Origin of the sequence: Zeaxanthinibacter sp. PT1 (assembly GCF_028464225.1) — a bacterium.
GTDB lineage: Bacteria > Bacteroidota > Bacteroidia > Flavobacteriales > Flavobacteriaceae > Zeaxanthinibacter.
Window position 1 is genome coordinate 1 of record NZ_JAQPCN010000003.1, and the last position, 19,465, is coordinate 19,465.

The following is a 19,465-nucleotide window of genomic DNA, read 5'->3' on the forward strand; positions in this document are numbered from 1 at the left end:
AGGCTCGTAGAGAGGTTAGAAAGATTTACAAAGAAGCTCTCGGTCTCCTCGATCAAAAGGTCTTCATTGATATCGATCACGATCGCTTGAGTCTCCCCGTCATTCCCAACAAAAGTCAGTGTACCGGAAGCAGCATTGTAATCTCCATCAGCTTCAGCTGATCCATCAGCAGTAGCATAATCCAGGGTGAATCCACCTTGCACCGCACCACTAAGGGTTACGGTAAAAGTAGCCGTACCATCCGCCTCGTTCACGGTTACATCGTCACTGGCAAAATCGATCCCGGTTCCGGCTCCACCATCGTTATCGATGATGTTCCCCTTCGCCTGGTTATCGTTGATAGTGATCAGGGTCGTAGAGAGGTTAGAAAGATTTACAAGGAAATCTTCAGTATTCTCAATTAAAAGGTCTTCGTTAATGTCAATTACAATGTCCTGAGTCTCCCCGTCGTTCCCTGCAAAGGTCAGCGTACCATTCTTGGTGTCATAATCCCCGTTAGCTTCGGCAGAACCATCAGCAGTAGCGTAATCGATGGTGAATCCACCTTGTACCGCACCACTCAGGGTTACAGTAAAAGTAGCCGTACCGGCACCTTCATCTACCGTCACATCATCATTGGCAAAGGTGATCCCTGTAGATCCGCCTCCGTCGTTATCGATGATATTCCCGGTGGCCTGGTTATCATTGATAGTGATCAGGCTCGTAGAGAGGTTAGAAAGATTCACAAAGAAGCTCTCGGACTCCTCGATCAAAACATCTTCGTTGATATCGATCACGATCGCTTGAGTCTCTCCGTCGTTCCCGGCGAAGGTCAGCGTACCATTCTTGGTGTCATAATCCCCGTCAGCTTCGGCCGATCCATCAGCAGTAGCATAGTCGATGGTGAATCCACCTTGTACCGCACCACTAAGGGTTACGGTAAAAGTAGCTGTACCATCAGCCTCGTTCACGATTACATCGTCGTTAGCAAAGGTGATTCCTGTAGATCCACCGCCGTCGTTATCCAGGATATTAACATTAGCACTGGCATCAGCAATACTAAGGTTCCCGCTGCCAACGATATTAGAAAGCAGGACAAAGAAATTCTCGGTGAACTCGATTAAGTTGTCATTGATGATAGGAACAGCAATGGTCATCGCACTTCCATCAGTATCGTTAGCTCCCCAGTTTAATTGGGAATTCATAGCCGTATAATCTACATTCGGCGTAGCAGACGCGTCGCCGCTAGAAGTTTCATAATCGACGGTAAAAGGTTCCTGGACATTACCGGACAGGATCACCTGTACATTAGCAAAGCCGGCAGCTTCATCCACATCGATATCTGAAATACTTATAGTAGCGCTGTCATTATCCATGATAGTAGCAACACCTTCATCGTCATTGATCATTATTGCCGTGGTAGACAGGTTAGAAAGCTGCACTGTGTAGCCCTCTGTCATCTCAACGATGTTGTCATCATTGATGTCTACGATCAGGGTCTTGGTCTCTGCATGATTCCCGTTAAAGAACTGCGAGGTCAAAGGCAATGTCGTGTAATCTGCAGGGGCAACGGCCGTAGCATTTACAGTATTATAATCTACGGTAAAACCACCGCTTACTTCACCAACCAGGGTGATGGTGAATAGGGCAGAACCCACATTTTCATTAACCATCACATCACTGATGCTTAACCCGATCGGGTCTCCGTTCTCTGTTACAAAGATCTTCTGTACATGTTCCGTTGTATTACCAGCACAATCAGAAGCCGTCCATGTGCGTAAAATGGTATAGGTTGTACTGTTATTGTCTCCTATATAACTTTCTACCATATCCACCTGGGGGTTGTTGTCACAACTGTCCGATGCGGTAAGGAAATCTGCAGCAGGGATATTATCAAAAGCGGCTACCGTATCGGCAGGCAGAGTTCCATTGAATAATGGTGCCGTAGTATCTTCAACGGTAATTACCTGGGTGAAAGTTTCACTCTCCCTACCACAAGCATCCGTGAAAACAAAGGTATTCGTATAGGTTCCGATGGCGTCACATCCGGCAGCAGGTACAAAAGCACCGCTGGTTTTCTGTACGGTAAAACTACAATTGGCATAATCCGGTTCCAAGGCTTGGGCAGCATTCAGCCCCGCAGTATCATCACAAGAAACGGTTTGGTTCAGCCCATTGGCTGGGGTTACCCATTCTACCTGGTCCGGGGTGTTAATGGTCACAACGCTGGGGTCATGATTACCAAAACCACATTCGTTTAGAGTTCCGGAACTGTTGGTGGTCTGCAGATCGCCATTGATTTCCCCTGTATAGGTGGCCACCATCTGAATAGAGAAATCCGCGGCACAAGCGCCTTCGAGGAAATAGCATTGGTCTTTGACAACCATGTCAAATTGTATAGTATAAGGATCATCGTTAACGTCTGTATAACCATCTTCTACTTGGAAAAGAATTTCCCTTGACCCGGCATCATAGTCGTATGTGATCCATGAAGGCAGATTGATGGGCTCTACTAAATCGACCTCAGGTGGTACTATACCAACCAATTCCAGGCTTTTAATGTTATCATTCCCTGAATTCTTTACATTAATCTGCATCGTAGCAGTTTCCCCTGCATCATAAGTACTGTTTAAGGGGTTGGTCGTAAAGTCGAGCGAACCCAGGTTGGGCTCATAAACTTCTACCGATAGACCTACCAGGAATAATCCATAAGACTCTGAACCCGAGGTGGCCCTCAGTTCGGTATCAGTCTGGTTGTTCCCGATCAGTGTATTTCCAATATTATTGAGTTTAAAGATAGACGCGTCAAAACCAAGGGTATTCGTACTCGCTGGATTCCGGTCTATAAAATCATCTTCCAGTCCGGTTATAGGATCGGGTTTGGTGATCCTACTGTTAAAGAAATTATCGGCTCCACGTTTCAGTGAACTCAGTTTCTCCCAATTCCCGTCAGGTTTTTTTATCTCAAATTTATCACCGTTAAGCACACGGTCGCCTTCAATGACTCCCAGCACAAAATTGGCTTTCACTTCTCCTAAAGGAATGGTTTGGAAACCGTCTATCTTAAATTTCGTGGTCTGGCCATTCGCCACGTGTGCATAACCATCAAAGAGGGTAATATTACGTCTCAACAAATCTGGCGACTGGTAAACGAAAACGATCTGCCATCCACCGGCAACACCAAAATTTCCCCCATTGTGAGGATTCAGTCCGCCATGTGCAGCTTTAAGGTTACCGACCTGGTATTTACCGTAAGGATTACTAAGTGATGTGACATCGTTAGTAATGTCTTTCATACAGATATAAGGATCATTATAAAAATGTTCATCACGACCCCTGTAGATCACCTGGTCTGCAGTAACAGTAGAATAAGAAGACTGCCCCGGAAGCTGAAGTTTGATCTTGTCAAAATCCCAGCTTTCGTCATTCAAGGTTGAACCACCTGCTTCTTTATCCGAAGCGGCCCAATACAAATATACCTTTACGAACTCTAAACATCCTGCACCCGGTTCCGGGTTTACAAGGTTGGCACTACTCGAGTTAAAGGTAGTAGCATCACCATCAATATCAACATACACCCCGGTTCCGTCCTGGTTGTCTGTATTCCCGTGGTAGGAATTGGTCGGGTGTTGGTTTAATACGTTGTTGGCGATCATCGTTACATCCCCGGTAACAGTTCCGGAGTAACGGGGTTCAAATTTCGTTTTTTCCTGTGCCTGCATTAAAAAGGCGGCACAGAAAAATACCAGGGCGAAAAGAAATCGCACCGGGGCGTAGGTAGTTTTTTGCATGGGTTGGCTTTTAATCCGTACTGGAATTAATTGCGGAGGTCTCCCGATGGAAAAATCCATACGGTGAAAAAGCTTGGAGGATAGCGATTGGAATTGAACCAATAGCCTGTTGATCTTGAAGGTAGTTTTGTAATCCATAGCTTCGTCCGTTTTGGGGTTAGACTTTAAGCGTTAATTTTCAGTAGGTTAAACTGTTCATCAAATAAACGGCGAATAAGTTGCTGTGCTGGAAAACAGGCGATTAAGGCTGTAAATACTCGATATAGGACCAAAGAGTCGTTAAACAGCCTGCTTTTCCCGACATAGGATTTCGGAGATTTGTAAGAAGGTGTCGATTAACAGTCGGTATAACGGGATGAAAGGAAGGAGAGAAATTATGCTCCTGTTAGGTCTGTAGGAATTTGGAAGAATAAATTGGGTGATTTTAGCGGCTGAGAAGCTTGGCAAAATGGGGCTGAATTGTTTACATTTGAAACAAATAAATATCTACGATGAAGAGTAAGAAAAATAAAGTACAGGAAACTATTGACGAAAAATTATTAGAGGATAGAAAAGTGTTTCTCTGGGGAATGGTCAACGACGATTCTGCGAAGCATGTCATAGATCGCCTGCTTTATTTAGATATGCAGAATAACAAGGAGATTCAATTGTTTATCAATAGCCCGGGGGGATATGTAACTTCAGGATTTGCTATCTATGATACAATTACCTCGCTTAAAAGCCCTGTCAGTACCGTTTGCACCGGCCTGGCCGCATCTATGGGGTCTATACTGCTGTCTGTAGGGAAAAAAGGAAGACGGTTCATACAACCGCACGCGAGGGTAATGATCCACCAGCCCAGTGGAGGAGCCCAGGGACAGGCTTCCAATATAGAGATACAGGCGAGGGAGATCCTTAAAACCAAGGAGATCGGGGCACGTATTCTTGCAGAGAACTGTGGGCAGACCTTTGAAAAGATCATGAAAGACTTTAACCGTGATTACTGGATGGACGCCCAGGAATCTATCGAATACGGAATTGTCGACGGTGTCTGGCAAGAATAAGCCACACTGCACTTAATAAATGAAAGTCGGGAATGTCCCGGCTTTTTTTATAGCCCGAAACTACCTTAATAATCTCCCGGGTTAGCAATGATCTTCCGGGCTCGTTCCTGAATCGATTTTAGTTCGTCGGGCTCCATTTTATCGAGCAGGGAAAGCATTAAGGACATTCTCCGGTTATCCTGGAAATAGGATTTTTTTTCTGCGAGGAAGTTCCAGTAAAGGGCATTAAATGGGCAGGCATTTTCCCCGGTTTTCTTAGTATGCGAGTAGGTGCACTCGGAACAATAGTTGCCCATTTTATTGATGTAATTGGCACTACTTACGTAAGGTTTTGTTGCCAGTAAGCCCCCATCTGCAAATTGCGACATCCCCCGGGTGTTGGTCAGCTCTACCCATTCAATAGCATCGATGTAAATACCCAGGTACCACTGGTCTACTTCCGCAGGGTCTGTCTGCGTTAACAGGGCATAATTACCAGTGATCATCAGCCGTTGTATATGATGTGCATAGGCGTCTTCCAGGCTTTGTTTTATAGCGTGATGAAGGCAATTCATCTTGGTTTCGGCATCCCAATAGAATTGGGGCAGGGGATTTTTATTATCCAACTCGTTCTTATTCGCATAAGAGGGCATCTCTTTCCAATAGATCCCGCGCATATATTCACGCCATCCCAGGATTTGGCGTACAAAGCCTTCCACCTGCGATAAATGGACCTCGTTACTGTGTTCCCTGTAATAGTTCACTACCTTTTGCAGGGTTTCCCCGGGGCCGATCATCTTAGTATTTAAAGCAAATGAGATGCGGGAGTGGAAGAGGAATTTTTCCTCGCTGTGCATGGCGTCCTGGTAATCTCCGAAATGAACAAGGAGGTTCTTGCAAAAATAGTTAAGTACAGCAAGTGCGTCTGCCCTGCTGGTCGGCCAATTAAAGGAAGAGGCATTCACGGTCCCTATCGTTTTAATCTCCGCTTCCTCGATTTCGTGCAACAGTCCTGATAGATCTTTTCGAAACCCTCGCTCGTGGGGGATCTCCGGATCTCCCTTCCATTTTTTACGGTTGCTTTTATCGTAATTCCATTGCCCGCCTTCGGGTTCCTTTCCATTCATCAGGATGTTGTGCTTCTTACGCATATACCGATAGAAGCTTTCCATCAGCAACTGTTTTTTTCCTTCGAAAAAATCAGCCAATTCATCCCTGCTGCTCAGGAAATGTTCAGAATCTACCGCTGTGGTTTCAATATCCAGGTTCGCCGTGATCTCTTTCAATTGCCGGTCCAGGCGATATTCATCAGGGAGCTGGTATTGGAAGCATTCGGCATTCACTTCTGCGATGGTGTTGTCAATTATGACTTTAAGGTCTTGGGGATTATCCTGGTCACCAATCCTGAAATATCGAACGTGATGTCCTTTTTCTTCCAATTCCCCGGCAAAATTGCGCATGGATTGGAAGAAACCCAGGACCTTCTGGATATGGTGCTTTACATAGTCTGTTTCTTGCCGCATTTCGGCCATAAGGTAGGTTACATTGCCATCCGGTTTCCCGTGCCAACTGTGATTGAGATTTAACTGGTCTCCCAGGATAAGCCGTAGAATTTTCATATTAACTCTTGGTGTATTGTTGATTTTCCTCCAGGAAATCCTGTTTAAGCCAGAGGTTTCTATAGGATTCGTCCCTGTCATACTGTTCGGCCTGCCGGGCAATATTGAATTTTCGATCCCTGGGATCGTTACCCACCCCGCTATTGTACATCCAGTTCCCCCAGTTGCTGTGCACATCGTAATCGATGAGCATGGATTCAAAATAGGCAGCCCCTATTCTCCAGTCCTGCTGCCATTCCTTAGCCCAGAAACTGGCGACATTTTGCCTGCCACGGTTGCTCATAAAGCCCGTAAGGGCCAGCTCTGTCATATTGGCGTCTATAAAATCGTTCCCGGTATTTCCATTGATCCAGGCCTGCAGTTTTTCCTTATTGTTTCCCCAATCCATTTGGCGATGGTGTATCCCTTCTAAGCTGAAAATACGATTGCCGTGTTTCAGGGATATGTATTTAAAGAAATCCCGCCAGATCAGTTCAAAGATCAGCCAGTAGGTGCTCTGGTTGGCTCCCCGATCCGCTTCATAGGCTTTTACCTCCCAGTATATAGTACGTGGGGAGACGGATCCATTGGCCAGCCATGCTGATAACTTGGAACTGTACTCGGAACCGATAAGGCCGTTCCTCGTTTCCTTATATTGGGAAAGATTCCCTGATTTCCAGAAATAGGCATTGAGCCGCTCCAGGGCTTTGGTCTCCCCTCCATGGAATGGAAAGGCGGATCGCCTGTCATGTTCAAAAGGGGTAACGCCTAGCTGTCTCAGTGATGGAAAAGGGAGTAGGGTATGAACGAGGTTAGTTGCTGGCATTGGCTGGGGCAGGGGAATCTCTTTCCTCACTTCCGTTGTTTTTTCACAATCTTTTCGGAATGGAGTAAAAACGTCTGGAATATCTTTAAATGTTTTATAGGGAATGTCGCCCGGGTGATAGAGAAACTGGTCATAATATTCAATCCATTCGACATCGTCGCGGCTCCATTCCACCGCCCGTTGATAGATATTTTCCTCTTCAGCAGTCCATTCTTTCTGTGAAAATACCTTCTTAACGTCAAATGCCCGGATCAGGTCGGGGATCACATGTTCGGCGGGCTTATGAAATACCAGCAGGCTGATATTGAGATGAGCTAATTGTTGCTGTAGTTCTTTGACAGTCTGCCAGAGAAATTGGCTGCGGAAAGGTCCTGTTTTCGGAAAACCAAACTGGCCTAAAGCCCATTGACGCGGATCAAAACAGTAAACCGCGATCACGCGGTCGCCTTCACAGGCTTTGGAGAGTGAGATATTATCAGTGGTTCTCAGGTCATTCCTGAACCAAACCAAGTTGTTAGGCATAAAGAAGGTTTTTATGGTGATTTACTTCCCCGGCATCGCTTACTGCAATAGACAACCTCATCCCAGTTGCGTTCCCATTTCTTTCTCCATTGAAAGGGTTTTTTGCAAACCGGGCATAGCTTTGAAGGCAGGTTGACTTTAGAGTGCGCCATTTTTGTTTAATAAAAATACCCTTTAACGAAACAAAAAGTTGTTAAGAGTCTCGTAAAATATAGTCGTAATGCCGGGTATCGGCTAAGTTGAAGATGGTTTTACCCACTTTAATTAGTACATTTACCCCTTCACCCTGCTTAATTCATGACACAAACTCCAAAAAACATTGCTATAGCCGGATCTGGCCTTGTAGGCTCCTTACTGGCTATCTTCCTCAGGAGACTCGGACATACCGTTACGGTCTTTGATCGAAGGCCCGATATACGCACGATCAGGTTTTCCGGGAGGTCGATTAATTTAGCGATGAGCAACCGGGGTTGGAAGGCATTACGCGAGGTAGGCCTGGAGGATGCTATCAAACAGATCGCCATCCCACTGGACAAAAGAGCAATGCACCTGCTGGATGAGGATGAGACCTATTACCAGAAGTACGGGAAGGACGGAGAAGCCATCTGGTCAATTTCAAGGGGTGTACTTAATCGAAGGATGATCGACCTGGCCGAAGAAGCCGGGGTGAGTTTTCGTTTTAACGAGAAAGTATGGGATGTTAGTCTTCCTGAGGCCAAGTTATATACCGGGGAAACCGAGAAGGGCCAATGGGAAGAATATGAATTTGATATCATTTTTGGTTGCGACGGAGCATTTTCTCGTATACGGCACAAGATGCAGAGACGTAGCCGCTATGATTATTCCCAGCATTTTATCGATGTGGGCTATAAAGAACTTACTATTCCTGCTAATGAGGACGGGACACATAAACTGGATAAAAATTCTTTCCATATCTGGCCAAGGGGCAAGTTCATGTTTATCGCTATGCCTAACCTGGATGGCAGCTTTACCTGCACCCTTTTCCTGCCTTTTGAAGGAGAGGTATCTTTTGAAAACCTGAAAACAAAGGAAGAAGCACGAGCATTTTTTAAGACCTATTTTCCCAATGTGATGCAGGACATTGAAAACCTGACAGGTGATTTCTTAAGCAACCCTACCAGTGCCATGGTCACTATGAAATGCTTCCCGTGGACCTATTGGGACAAGGTAGCCCTGGTTGGTGATTCTGCACATGCCATTGTACCATTTTACGGGCAGGGAATGAATGCTGGTTTTGAGGACATCTACGTATTGAACCAATTGATACATGAATTGGGAGATGACTGGGAAACGATCTTTAAAACCTACGAAAGAAAACGTAAACCCAATGCTGATGCCATCGCTGAGCTCAGCTACAGGAATTTTATGGAGATGAGCAGTAAGACTGCAGATCCTATGTTCTTACTACAGAAAAAGATTGAAAAGCGATTTTCTGCCAAATACCCTGAAAAATGGATACCCGCCTATTCCAGGGTAACTTTCTCAGACAGGCCCTATGTTGAAGCATTAGAGATAGGAGACAGGCAGGAAGCCATTATGAAGGAGATCATGGCACATCCACGTATCGAGGAGGTATGGGATAGCGAGATGGTAGAAAAGATGATCCTGGAACGCCTGTAAGGCTTAGTCCGGCTTCTTTCTTTTCATTTCAGCCCGTCGCATAGGCATGCCGTCGATAAGCGTAAAAATAGTAGCGGGATCAGTGATGGTCTTCCGTTTTAATTTTACTCCTCCATCTTTTCCTACCAGGACAGTACCACCTGGCATAGGGTAATAATTTTCGGGGATTTCCAGTTCGTATTTCTCACCATTGGCATCATAGACGTGCTGCTCCCTGATATAGAACACCAATAAATCCCTCTCTGCTATGGCATCCGTTTCCAACTTGTATAAGCTGGCGGCTGTACTGGCAGTTAACGGCCCATCTTCGGTCACGGAAAGAAATAATAGCCGGTATTTCCACCGGTAATTCCCAATATGCTGTGCCTGTGTGTGCATACTAAGGAGCAGTAGCCCAAAAACCAGGAGAGTTCTCATCTGTAGAATATAATAAAAAAACCACCCTAGGAGGGTGGTTTTTATATATGATATGCCTGGATATTAGATCTTCCCGAACATCTTCTGCATTTTCTCCTGCTCTTCCTCGGCCAATACCGGGTCTACCAGTATCCTGCCACTGTGCTCGTCAGTAATGATCTTCTTTCTTGAAGCAATTTCAACCTGTACCTGTGGAGGGATGGTAAAGAATGATCCTCCGGAGGCACCACGTTCAATTGGTACAACTGCCAGCCCATTCTTAACATTGTTACGGATACGCTTGTAAGCTTTGATCAGTCTTTCTTCGATCTGCTCCTGGTATTCCTCAGACTTTGCCAGAAGAGATTTCTCTTCTTTTTCAGTTTCGGCAAGGATAGCATCCAATTCGCTCTTCTTGTGCTTCAAGTGTGTCTCCCGCTCACTAAGACGTTCTTTAGTCTCTGAGATCACTTCCTTCTTCTGTTCAATCTGGGCTTTAAACTCTTTTATGTTCTTTTCGGCCAATTGAATTTCCAGTTCCTGGAATTCAACTTCCTTAGCCAGGGAATTGAATTCCCTGCTGTTACGCACATTTTTTTGCTGGTCCGCATATTTCTTGATCAGCGTTTTAGATTCCTCGATGAGGTTCTTCTTGGCGGTAATCTCGTAGTTGATCGTTTCTACATCGGTCTTCAGCTTGTCGATCCTGGTTTTGAGGCCCAGTACTTCATCTTCGAGATCTTCTACTTCCAGTGGCAATTCGCCCCTTACATTCCTTATCTCGTCAACGCGGGAATCAATTAGTTGCAGATCATATAGTGCCCTTAATTTTTCCTCTACTGTCGCTTCTGTCTTTGTTGCCATACTTTAAAAATACTTGATGGGATTTGTTATACTCTCGGATAAAGAGATTGCAAAATTAGGAATTTTTTTTGTAAGATAGTCAACCAAGAGGGTTTTTGTAAACTGCTCAGATTCAAAGTGTCCGATATCGGCCAGCAAGATCTTTTTTTCCGCTTCGTAAAACTGGTGATATTTAAGGTCTGAAGTAACCAATACGTCTGCACCCGCAGCCTTGGCAGCTCCTATAGCGAAGGCGCCACTGCCCCCTAGCACTGCCACTTTCCTGATTTTTTTACCCATAAATTCTGTATGTCTCACGACCTTAGCGTGCATACGGTCTTTAAGTAGCTGTAAAAAAGCCTCTTCTTCCATATCTCTTTCCAACTCGCCTATCATTCCCATGCCCATTTCCTGGTGCAGGTTTTCTGTAAGGAGTACTTCGTAGGCTACTTCTTCATAGGGGTGGTTTTCTTTTAGTGCGGTTATGATACGCTCCTGCAGGTTGTCCTGGAATACCACCTGTACCTGAACTTCTTCTTCAAGATGCGTTGATCCAATTTCTCCCAAGGTAGGGTTGCTTCCTTCTTCGGCCCTGAAACTCCCGGTTCCATGGATGTTAAAACTGCAATGACTGTATTTCCCGATATGCCCGGCACCGGCTGCGAAAAGAGCTTGACGAACGCCCTCTGCACTGTCTTTGGGTACATAGGTCATCAGCTTACGAATGCTTCCTTTCTTAGGGATGAGTATGGCTCTTTCACCAAGGCCAAGTACCTCGCATATCTTGGCATTAACACCTTCCCAGGCATTGTCTAGTGCCGTGTGGATCGCATATATATTAATGTCATTGGCAATGGCTTTCATCACCACACGCTCTACATAGGTCTTACCGGTCAGCTTTTTTAATCCCCCGAAAATGATGGGGTGAAAACTTACTACCAGGTTGCACGACTTTTCAATAGCTTCGTCAATAACGTTCTCTAAAGTGTCCAGGGTTACAAGGATCCCGGTGACTTCGGCCTTGGCATCGCCGACCAGCAGACCGACGTTGTCAAAGTCCTCCGCCTGCGACAGGGGGGCGAGTTCCTCCAGAATATCAGTTACATCTTTTACAATCATTTGAGGATTTTAAGGCCTTCAAAGATAAAATATTATAATTTCGCTGACGATGCAACTGCTCAGAAAAATAGCGTTTCCCATCTCCCTGCTGTATGCATTGGTGGTGATCCTACGAAATTTTCTCTTCGATATCGGTGTTTTTCCTTCGGTCCGATTTAGGACCCCTACCATCTGCGTGGGCAACCTCAGTGTTGGGGGGAGTGGTAAAACTCCTATGACAGAGCTCCTAATCCGCATGTTGCAGCCCTCAGTGCGACTGGCAGTACTCAGCCGAGGTTATAAGCGGAAGACCAAGGGTTTTATACTGGCTGACCGTAACAGCACAGCCGCTGATATCGGGGATGAACCCATGCAAATTCATAAAAAATTCCCGGACATCCATGTAGCTGTGGATGCAGATCGCCGAAGGGGAATCCGAATATTGGAAACCCTGGTAAAGCCCGATATGATCATCCTGGACGACGCTTTCCAGCACAGGCGTGTAACTCCGGACATGTCAATATTACTCACACCCCATGATCAATTGTATGTCGATGACTGGTACTTGCCTACAGGGGATCTTCGCGATAGTAAATCAGAGGCTAAAAGAGCCGATGTGATCATAGTAACCAAATGTCCGCCTGGGCTGAATGCTGAGGCACAGCATGAAATAAAAGATAAGCTGGCCCCCGCTGAGAACCAATTGCTTTTATTCACCTGCCTGGAATACGATACCCGATTAAAGGGAGGTGAGAAGGACTTAATACTGGATGATCTGGCGGATACAGAGGTTACCCTGCTTACCGGGATCGCCAAACCGGAACCGCTTATGGAATACCTGGGCCAAAACGGGATAAGATTTAAACACCTGAGATACCCGGATCACCATAATTTCAGCGAGGTAGAACTAACTCCCCTCAGGGAAGCATCTGTAGTGCTGACTACGGAGAAAGACTATATGCGAATAGGTGATAGGATTCCGGCTATGTACTTTATAGCCGTAAAGCATCGTTTTTTGTCCGGTGGGGAGGAATTGCTTAAAAGTAAGCTAATGCCTTTATGAGGCGGGATTATTCAGTTTCTTATCCAGGATATTCTCACCGATCTTCTGATAGAATACTTCGGGCTTAAAGGGTTTAGTCACCACATCATTACAGCCGGCTGCATAGAAGGTTTCCAGGCTGTCATCCAAAGAAATAGCAGTTAAGGCTATTATAGGAATATCCGGGTTGAATTTCCGGATTTGTATGGTGGCTTCCACACCGCTGATCCCGGGCATATGTATGTCCATCAGGATTCCGTCGTATGTATTGCTTTCAGCCATGGCTACAGCATCGGTACCATTTGAGGCGATATCGCAATCAACACCCCTCTTATTCAGCATTTTCTTGGTGATCACCTGGTTGATCTTATTATCCTCTACGACGAGCAAATGCAATCCATCCAGGTCGTAGTCTTTCTGAGAAGGTTCTAGTGCCAATTCTTCTACTACGCTGTCCTTACTCTTCATTTCCAGTTCAAAGAAGAAGGAACTTCCTTTACCTTGTTGACTTTCCAGGTAGATCTTACTGCCAAACAGGCCTAACAAACTCTTCACAATGGTAAGTCCAAGCCCTGTTCCACCGTATTCCCTGTTGATCTGAACCGATCCCTGTTCAAAACTATCAAAGATATTTTCCTGTTGTTCCGGAGATATGCCGATCCCGGTATCACGCACTTCAAAATAGACCCTGACATCCTCTTCGGACTTTTCTTTTAGTTTGGCGATAACCGTTACCTCACCATCTTTAGTGAATTTAAGGGCGTTACCTACCAGGTTCATAAAGACCTGTGATAATTTGATCGGGTCACTGAGCAGGGTAGGAGGGATCTCGGGATCAAAATCCAGGATCAGTTTGGTCTTATTGGCTTTAGCGGACTGCTGAAGCGAGTTGAGCACTTCGTTCAGTACTTTCTTAAGATTGAATTCAATATGCAATGCTTCCAACTTATCGGCATCGATCTTATTGATCTGTAGTATGTCATTGATAAAATTCAGCAGGTAATCCCCGGAGAATTTCAGGGATTTAAGATGTTCTTTCTGGCTTTCTGTTGGATTTTCCTCCAATAGTAAGTGGGTGAGTCCGGTTACTGCATAGAGCGGTGTCCGCAATTCATGGCTAACCGTAGAAAGGAAATTGGTCTTAGCTTCCATGGCGGATACTGCGGCGTCCCTGGCCGACTGCAATTCTTTATTCTTGGTGTGCAGCAGGTCATTGGTCTTTAATTTTATCTGGTTGTTCCTGTACAGGGATACCGCCAATAAAGAGATGATGGTCAGGAATGCAGAGGTAAGAATGGCCGTGATCTCTGATCTGTTAGCGGAGGCACTCAGATCTTCGATCTTGGCATCCTGCCTTTTGATCTCTTCGTTCATGAAATCGAACTGTATCCGGTCTGCCGTCCTTGTCTCGGCCTGTAATTTATTGACGCTAAAGATAGAATCGCGGATCTGTAATAAGTTCTGGTTATGAACCAGGGCCATATCGTATTGTCCTCCTGCTTCGTATGCCCGACCCAGTAATTCGTTCGCAGATACGATTTCCTTGCCAAATTTATTGTCGACGGCCAGCTGCAAAGCCTCTTTCCCGTTCTTGATGCTTTCTTCGTAAGCTTCCTGCTCCAGGAACATGCGTGCAAGACTCATATGAGCCCTCATTTTCAGGTATTGCTTCTCGTAGAGGTCATTGTTTACAATCAGTGCATTCAGGTTGGTGGCAGCTTGCTCATAGCGTTTCATACTGACCAGGATATCCGCTTCAAGCAGCAGGATATGGTTGAGTAAATTCCGGTCATTGCTCAGTTTTTTAGCCTCTATCAATGCATCGATGGCCTGGAAGCTGTTTCCATTATTGAATTTAAGCAAGGCATCGATGTATTCATGAACCGCTTGCCCGTAAGGGTATGAGCTATTTTTCAGTGTAACCGCTGCGCGCTGCCAGAAGAAGGTGGCATTTTCAGTTTTATCCAGATCCAGGTACAGGAGGGCAGATTGGTGAAAGGCGTCTACCAGGGATTTAAAATCTTCCTGGGATTCGGCCAGTAGTGCTGCCTCGTTCAGTGCTTCAAGAGCTACGTCCAGTTTGTTCTGGTTCTTAAGGCTTTTAGATTTGAGAAAAAAGGAATCTATATCCTTATCAGGGAGGGTATCCTCCTGTGACAGGACTGTACATGCAAACAACAATGCAAAGACCACAGTAAGTAAGGGGCGCATTGGTCTATGTAGGTTAATGTATCTCAAATGTAATTTTTCTGCATCAAATATTTGATAACATCGATCAGGCGACTGCTGTAGCCGGTCTCGTTATCGTACCAGCCGATAATCTTGACCATTTTGCCAATTACTGATGTCATCTGAGAATCAAACGTACAAGAGTGATAACTATTGTTTATATCGATAGAAACTATCGGATCTTCAGTGTAAAATAAGATATTTTTCAGAGAATTATCTGATGCATCCTGGAAAGCGCGATTCACTTCCGCTATACTGGTCGATTTTTTGACATTCAGGGTAATATCGGTCAGGGAACCATTAGGTACCGGGACGCGTATCCCGCAACCCCCGATAACAGGGGCAAGGTGTGGGAAGACCCTGGTGAGCGCCTTAGCCGCACCCGTGGTGGTAGGAACAATAGATTGTCCTGCAGCCCTGGCGCGCCGAAGATCCCTGTGAGGTTGGTCGTGCAAGCTCTGGTCAGAGGTATAAGAATGTATAGTCGTGATATAGGCCTGCTCTATCCCGCATAATTCGTCCATGACCTTCAGCATTGGAGCTGCATTATTGGTCGTACAGGAAGCAGCAGAAATAATATGGTCTTCCGCTTTTAATTCCGATTCATTGACGCCGAAGACGGTCATCGGGATATCGTCATCCGCAGGGGGAGCAGAAAGGATCACCTTCTCAGGGCCGTTGAGCAGGTGTGCTTGTAATTCATCTGCAGTTTTGAATTTCCCACTGCACTCCACAACCAGCCTGACGCCATGTGAGCCCCAGTTGATCGCGGCAGGGTTTGTTTCGTGCAAAACGGCAAATCGATGTCCTGCCGCTGTGATGGAGTCGGCATCGTGAATTATGGTGTCGTGGAAGGGGCCGTGGATACTGTCGTACTTTAGTAAATGGGCTAGGGTAGGGGTCTCTGCCGGATCATTTATCGCGACAACCTCTATACCGGGCTCCTTTTCCAATAAACGAAATAAAGTACGGCCAATCCGCCCAAATCCGTTAATTCCTATTTTTAGTGATTCCATCTATAAAAAACCCGCTAAAACGGGAATCAGACTTTGTTGATCGGGTTAGTTGATGTGCTTATGAGCTTTATATGAAGAACGTACCAGGGCGCCACTTTCTACGTGCCTGAAGCCCATTTCCAGGCCAAGGGTCTCGTATTTTTTAAACTGCTCCGGGGTTATAAACTCTTTCACCGGAAGGTGCTTCTTGGAAGGCTGCAGGTATTGTCCTATGGTGATCACATCGACCCCGGCATTCCGAAGGTCCTGCATGGTCTCTATAACTTCTTCTTCCAGCTCCCCGAGGCCTAACATGATGCCTGATTTGGTGCGTTTGGCTCCGTTTCTTTTCAGGTAGGCGAGTACTTCCAGACTTCGGTCATATTTAGCCTGTATACGGACCTCGCGGGTCAGGCGCCTGACGGTTTCCATATTATGAGAAACCACTTCCGGAGCTACTTCGATGATCCTGTCCAGGTGTGCCTCTATTCCCTGGAAATCCGGGATTAGAGTTTCCATAGTGGTACCCGGGTTCATCCTGCGTATGGCTTTTACCGTTTCTGCCCAGATAATGGAACCCATATCTTTAAGGTCGTCTCTGTCTACTGAGGTTACCACGGCATGTTTAATTCCCATGATCTTTATAGACCTAGCTACTTTTTCAGGTTCTGCCCAGTCTACCATCTGGGGCCGCCCCGTTTTTACACCACAAAAACCACAAGAACGTGTACATACATTGCCCAGGATCATGAAGGTGGCGGTACCTTCACCCCAGCATTCCCCCATGTTGGGACAACTCCCGGAGGTGCAGATGGTATGCAAATCATATTTCTCTACCAGGCCACGGATTTGAGTGTATTTCTTCCCTGTTGGGAGCTTAACCCGTAACCATTTTGGTTTCTTTTTATGCGGTTCGGCAGTTGCCGGACTGGCAGTGGCTGTACTCATAAGCAAAATTTAGAGCAAATATACAAACAAATACTGGGGATAAATAACGGTAGACCTCCTCAGATTTTTTGGATGGAGAGGTGATTATCGACAACACCCGAGCGGAATAATCACGGCTGATTCTTGATGCTTTCGGCAAGCAGTTTTTTGGCCCTGAGCAACTTTACTTTAACATTATTGATGGGTTCTCCTAACTTATCGGCAATTTCGGCATAAGGGAGTTCGTGAAAGTAGCGGAGGTTGATAACTTCCTGGTAATGTGGCTTAAGAGATTTAATGTGCTGTAGCAGGTTGGCTAATTGCTGTTCGGTTATGAGACGATCCTCCGCACTTGGTGCATCGTCCAGCACACTCTTGACAGCGTCGTGGTTAGCATAGCTCGAATTTTCAAAAATGTTCCGTTTCTGCTTTCTCAGCAGGTCTACATGCAGATTTTTGGAAATGGTAAAAAGCCAGGTTTTAAACTCGAAATTCTCCTTGTAGGTGTCTATTTTATCAAAAGCTTTGGAAAAAGTCTGTATGGTGATGTCCTCGGCATCATTCTCATTTTTAGTTCTTTGCAGCTGGAATCCATAGACCTCGTTCCAGAATCTATCCAATAGTTGGCTGAAGGCCTTTTGGTTGCCCGATTTGGCCTCTTGGATAATCGATTTTAATGACTTCTCTGTATACTGCAAATTGTTGTTTTCGAAGCTGTGGACAGGAGGGTTTTCCTAATCCAGGACGGTATCTTTTTTGCATTCCTGTTCTTCGGGAAGTTTTCCGCAAAAACCACAGGCTTCACCATCCTTGTTAAGGAATGGGCTCTGGCTGGCACAGGTGCCTGCGAATTCACCGTCTTTTTTTGACCATATCTTAATGGCTATACCTGCAAATGCTACTGCTAACAGGCCTATAGTAAGAAATATCAATTCCATAGTCAGACTTTATGCAAAGATATAAAATAAAAGGCCCCTTGCGGGGCCTGTAAATTCATTATTGTTGCCTTAATAACTAATATTGGCAACGATATTCTGTACGGTTGGGGCAATATTCCCGCCTTCCGGCTCTATAGTGATATAGCTTACCGCATTTTCCGCATAGGGAAGGGCTCTTAATTTTTCTTTGTCATCTGCACTTTCAATAACCCCCAGGTTCAGCATCTCGCCATTTACCTCGGCCCACATCTGGTAGCACTGGTTCTCAGGGAGTTGCGGAAGACTCTGTACATTGATGTACGAGAGTTTTTTTACCGGGTTAATATAAGCCATGGCCTTCAGGTCTTTGGCCTTTTTGTTACCCTTGATAGAAACCTTGCGTGTCTGTGGATTGTTGAGAACGATGAATTGGTTCCGCACATCTTCCAGTTGCTGTTTCATATCGGCTTCCAGGTCCTGGATCTTGGTGTTCACGATCGCATTTTCCTGGTGTAAGTTCTGGTTCTGGTTGTAGAAGAAATAAGCAGAGGCTGCGAACATCACGGCAGATATACTGGCTGCGATTGCGAATCTCCTGAATTTTCTCCTGCCTGCATCCTGGGCTTTGATTTTCTGTAAGATCCGGGCTTTTAAGCCTTCCGGAGCCTTTAATGCATGCATTTTGGCGTATGCCTCTAAATTGCTCTGCAATTCAGCATAAGTCTCCCTTACTTCCGGGTACATGGCGATGTACCGCTCTACTTGTAAAGTCTCCTCTGTGGTGGTGTTGCCAAGGAGGTAACTTTCCAGTAGGTCAGTTTCCAGGAAAAGGCGAATTTTCTCTTTCATCAAATTGGTTTTAAAACGTACTACATATAACTATGATCAGGGCCATGCTGGTACCGTACAACTTCTTAAGTTCTCTTAAGCCGATCTTAAGCCTGGACTTGATCGTACCTAGTGGAATATCCAATTCGTCACTGGCTTCCTGTTGGGTCATACCTTGAAAAAACAAGGCATCCAGTACGATCTGGTATTTGCTTTCGATTTTGTCAAGATTCTCACGGACATCCATGAGATCGGGGCGTAAGCTGTGGACTCCTAGGTTATATACGTCAGAAACATCAATTTGGATCTCCTTATCATTTTTTGTGTTTACGCTCCTCAGTTTATCGATGGCCGTGTTACGTGTAATCCGGAATAGCCAGGTGAAGAGTTTGGCTTTAGAGGCATCATAGGAGTCTGCTTTTTTCCAGATTTTCACAAAACTTTCCTGTACAACGTCCTGTGCCATTTCTTCGTCACGTACTACCTTGTGAGCAACTCCGTAAAGGGTATCACCATAGTGTTCATACAACAGGGAGATGGCTTTATCGTTGCGCTCCTGCAGTAGTTCTACAATATGTTTTTCCAGTAGTGTGCTCATTCCTCGGTACGGTCTCTAAAAAAAATGCCAGAGATGGCATCCAATATCATCTTTGGCGTCGTATATAGGGTAACGCTAATTTATAAAATTGATTGTTATTAAACTGATATCTCAATTTTTAATTAGAAGAATGTGCAACTGGTAATTGTACATTTAGTTTTTGGTTAGTTTGGTTTGGTATAACCCCCGGAAGATAATTTCGGGGGTTATTTT

At 45.4% G+C, this 19,465-nt stretch carries 17 protein-coding genes; 3 read left to right on the plus strand and 14 right to left on the minus strand.

The window, feature by feature from the left end; genetic code table 11:
- The coding region (locus PP178_RS09455; protein WP_272594106.1) for a Calx-beta domain-containing protein at positions 1–3,908 on the minus strand (3,908 nt) is incomplete at its 3' end.
- 353 nt (positions 3,909–4,261) lie between these two features.
- On the opposite strand from PP178_RS09455, the gene PP178_RS09460 reads away from it, so the two are divergent.
- Positions 4,262–4,813 carry a ClpP family protease gene (locus PP178_RS09460; protein WP_272594107.1) on the plus strand — a complete coding sequence of 184 codons (552 nt, stop codon included), beginning with the start codon at positions 4,262–4,264 and terminating at the stop codon, positions 4,811–4,813.
- A gap of 65 nt (positions 4,814–4,878) precedes the next feature.
- Here the strand turns inward: PP178_RS09460 and PP178_RS09465 are convergent, their stop codons facing one another.
- From PP178_RS09465 to PP178_RS09475, 3 genes are read right to left on the minus strand one after another with little or no spacing between them, the layout of a single operon-like run.
- Entirely contained in the window at positions 4,879–6,411 is a 1,533-nt protein-coding gene (locus tag PP178_RS09465) for a cryptochrome/photolyase family protein (protein WP_272594108.1), read from the minus strand.
- A gap of 1 nt (position 6,412) precedes the next feature.
- Positions 6,413–7,738 carry a DASH family cryptochrome gene (locus PP178_RS09470; protein WP_272594109.1) on the minus strand — a complete coding sequence of 442 codons (1,326 nt, stop codon included), beginning with the start codon at positions 7,736–7,738 and terminating at the stop codon, positions 6,413–6,415.
- A gap of 11 nt (positions 7,739–7,749) precedes the next feature.
- On the minus strand, positions 7,750–7,890 hold the full coding sequence (locus PP178_RS09475) for a DUF2256 domain-containing protein (protein WP_272594110.1): 141 nt from the start codon (positions 7,888–7,890) through the stop codon (positions 7,750–7,752).
- Positions 7,891–8,035: 145 nt separating this feature from the next.
- On the opposite strand from PP178_RS09475, the gene PP178_RS09480 reads away from it, so the two are divergent.
- Complete coding sequence (locus tag PP178_RS09480) at positions 8,036–9,379, plus strand: FAD-dependent oxidoreductase (protein WP_272594111.1); 1,344 nt, start codon at positions 8,036–8,038, stop codon at positions 9,377–9,379.
- Positions 9,380–9,382: 3 nt separating this feature from the next.
- On the opposite strand, the gene PP178_RS09485 is transcribed toward PP178_RS09480, so the two are convergent.
- From PP178_RS09485 to PP178_RS09495, 3 genes are all read right to left on the minus strand, one after another.
- The gene (locus PP178_RS09485; protein ID WP_272594112.1) at positions 9,383–9,796 is read right to left on the minus strand and encodes a DUF4174 domain-containing protein; all 414 of its coding nucleotides are present in this window, start codon (positions 9,794–9,796) and stop codon (positions 9,383–9,385) included.
- A 63-nt stretch (positions 9,797–9,859) separates the two neighbouring features.
- A complete protein-coding gene (locus PP178_RS09490; RefSeq protein WP_272594113.1) occupies positions 9,860–10,639 on the minus strand; it encodes a zinc ribbon domain-containing protein in 780 nt (259 codons plus the stop codon).
- A gap of 3 nt (positions 10,640–10,642) precedes the next feature.
- Positions 10,643–11,737, minus strand: a complete 1,095-nt coding sequence (locus PP178_RS09495; RefSeq protein ID WP_272594114.1) for a Nif3-like dinuclear metal center hexameric protein — start codon at positions 11,735–11,737, stop codon at positions 10,643–10,645.
- Positions 11,738–11,786: 49 nt separating this feature from the next.
- On the opposite strand from PP178_RS09495, the gene lpxK reads away from it, so the two are divergent.
- Positions 11,787–12,779: a tetraacyldisaccharide 4'-kinase gene (lpxK, locus tag PP178_RS09500; RefSeq protein ID WP_272594115.1), complete on the plus strand. Its 993-nt coding sequence runs from the start codon at positions 11,787–11,789 to the stop codon at positions 12,777–12,779.
- On the opposite strand, the gene PP178_RS09505 is transcribed toward lpxK, so the two are convergent.
- The 7 genes from PP178_RS09505 to PP178_RS09535 all read right to left on the minus strand — a co-directional run bounded on the left by PP178_RS09505 (position 12,774) and on the right by PP178_RS09535 (position 19,252).
- Entirely contained in the window at positions 12,774–14,969 is a 2,196-nt protein-coding gene (locus PP178_RS09505) for a hybrid sensor histidine kinase/response regulator (protein ID WP_272594116.1), read from the minus strand. The genes lpxK and PP178_RS09505 overlap by 6 nt on opposite strands.
- Before the next feature lie 23 nt (positions 14,970–14,992).
- Entirely contained in the window at positions 14,993–16,003 is a 1,011-nt protein-coding gene (gap, locus tag PP178_RS09510) for a type I glyceraldehyde-3-phosphate dehydrogenase (protein WP_272594117.1), read from the minus strand.
- Between the two features lie 45 nt (positions 16,004–16,048).
- Positions 16,049–16,930 carry a lipoyl synthase gene (gene lipA / locus PP178_RS09515; protein ID WP_272594118.1) on the minus strand — a complete coding sequence of 294 codons (882 nt, stop codon included), beginning with the start codon at positions 16,928–16,930 and terminating at the stop codon, positions 16,049–16,051.
- A 110-nt stretch (positions 16,931–17,040) separates the two neighbouring features.
- Positions 17,041–17,607 (minus strand): RNA polymerase sigma factor, encoded by a 567-nt coding sequence (locus tag PP178_RS09520; RefSeq protein WP_272594119.1) that lies wholly within the window; start codon positions 17,605–17,607, stop codon positions 17,041–17,043.
- A 36-nt stretch (positions 17,608–17,643) separates the two neighbouring features.
- On the minus strand, positions 17,644–17,847 hold the full coding sequence (locus PP178_RS09525) for a membrane or secreted protein (RefSeq protein WP_272594120.1): 204 nt from the start codon (positions 17,845–17,847) through the stop codon (positions 17,644–17,646).
- Between the two features lie 69 nt (positions 17,848–17,916).
- Entirely contained in the window at positions 17,917–18,675 is a 759-nt protein-coding gene (locus PP178_RS09530) for an anti-sigma factor (protein WP_272594121.1), read from the minus strand.
- 10 nt (positions 18,676–18,685) lie between these two features.
- Positions 18,686–19,252 (minus strand): RNA polymerase sigma factor, encoded by a 567-nt coding sequence (locus tag PP178_RS09535; protein ID WP_272594122.1) that lies wholly within the window; start codon positions 19,250–19,252, stop codon positions 18,686–18,688.
- Positions 19,253–19,465 lie beyond the last annotated feature (213 nt).

Excerpts from the sequence above, each read along its gene's own strand:
- PP178_RS09460 (WP_272594107.1), top strand. The coding sequence starts at position 4,262 with ATGAAGAGTAAGAAAAATAAAGTACAGGAAACTATTGACGAAAAATTA.
- PP178_RS09465 (WP_272594108.1), bottom strand. The coding sequence starts at position 6,411 with ATGAAAATTCTACGGCTTATCCTGGGAGACCAGTTAAATCTCAATCAC.
- PP178_RS09470 (WP_272594109.1), bottom strand. The coding sequence starts at position 7,738 with ATGCCTAACAACTTGGTTTGGTTCAGGAATGACCTGAGAACCACTGAT.
- PP178_RS09475 (WP_272594110.1), bottom strand. The coding sequence starts at position 7,890 with ATGGCGCACTCTAAAGTCAACCTGCCTTCAAAGCTATGCCCGGTTTGC.
- PP178_RS09480 (WP_272594111.1), top strand. The coding sequence starts at position 8,036 with ATGACACAAACTCCAAAAAACATTGCTATAGCCGGATCTGGCCTTGTA.
- PP178_RS09485 (WP_272594112.1), bottom strand. The coding sequence starts at position 9,796 with ATGAGAACTCTCCTGGTTTTTGGGCTACTGCTCCTTAGTATGCACACA.
- PP178_RS09490 (WP_272594113.1), bottom strand. The coding sequence starts at position 10,639 with ATGGCAACAAAGACAGAAGCGACAGTAGAGGAAAAATTAAGGGCACTA.
- PP178_RS09495 (WP_272594114.1), bottom strand. The coding sequence starts at position 11,737 with ATGATTGTAAAAGATGTAACTGATATTCTGGAGGAACTCGCCCCCCTG.
- lpxK (WP_272594115.1), top strand. The coding sequence starts at position 11,787 with ATGCAACTGCTCAGAAAAATAGCGTTTCCCATCTCCCTGCTGTATGCA.
- PP178_RS09505 (WP_272594116.1), bottom strand. The coding sequence starts at position 14,969 with ATGCGCCCCTTACTTACTGTGGTCTTTGCATTGTTGTTTGCATGTACA.
- gap (WP_272594117.1), bottom strand. The coding sequence starts at position 16,003 with ATGGAATCACTAAAAATAGGAATTAACGGATTTGGGCGGATTGGCCGT.
- lipA (WP_272594118.1), bottom strand. The coding sequence starts at position 16,930 with ATGAGTACAGCCACTGCCAGTCCGGCAACTGCCGAACCGCATAAAAAG.
- PP178_RS09525 (WP_272594120.1), bottom strand. The coding sequence starts at position 17,847 with ATGGAATTGATATTTCTTACTATAGGCCTGTTAGCAGTAGCATTTGCA.
- PP178_RS09530 (WP_272594121.1), bottom strand. The coding sequence starts at position 18,675 with ATGAAAGAGAAAATTCGCCTTTTCCTGGAAACTGACCTACTGGAAAGT.
- PP178_RS09535 (WP_272594122.1), bottom strand. The coding sequence starts at position 19,252 with ATGAGCACACTACTGGAAAAACATATTGTAGAACTACTGCAGGAGCGC.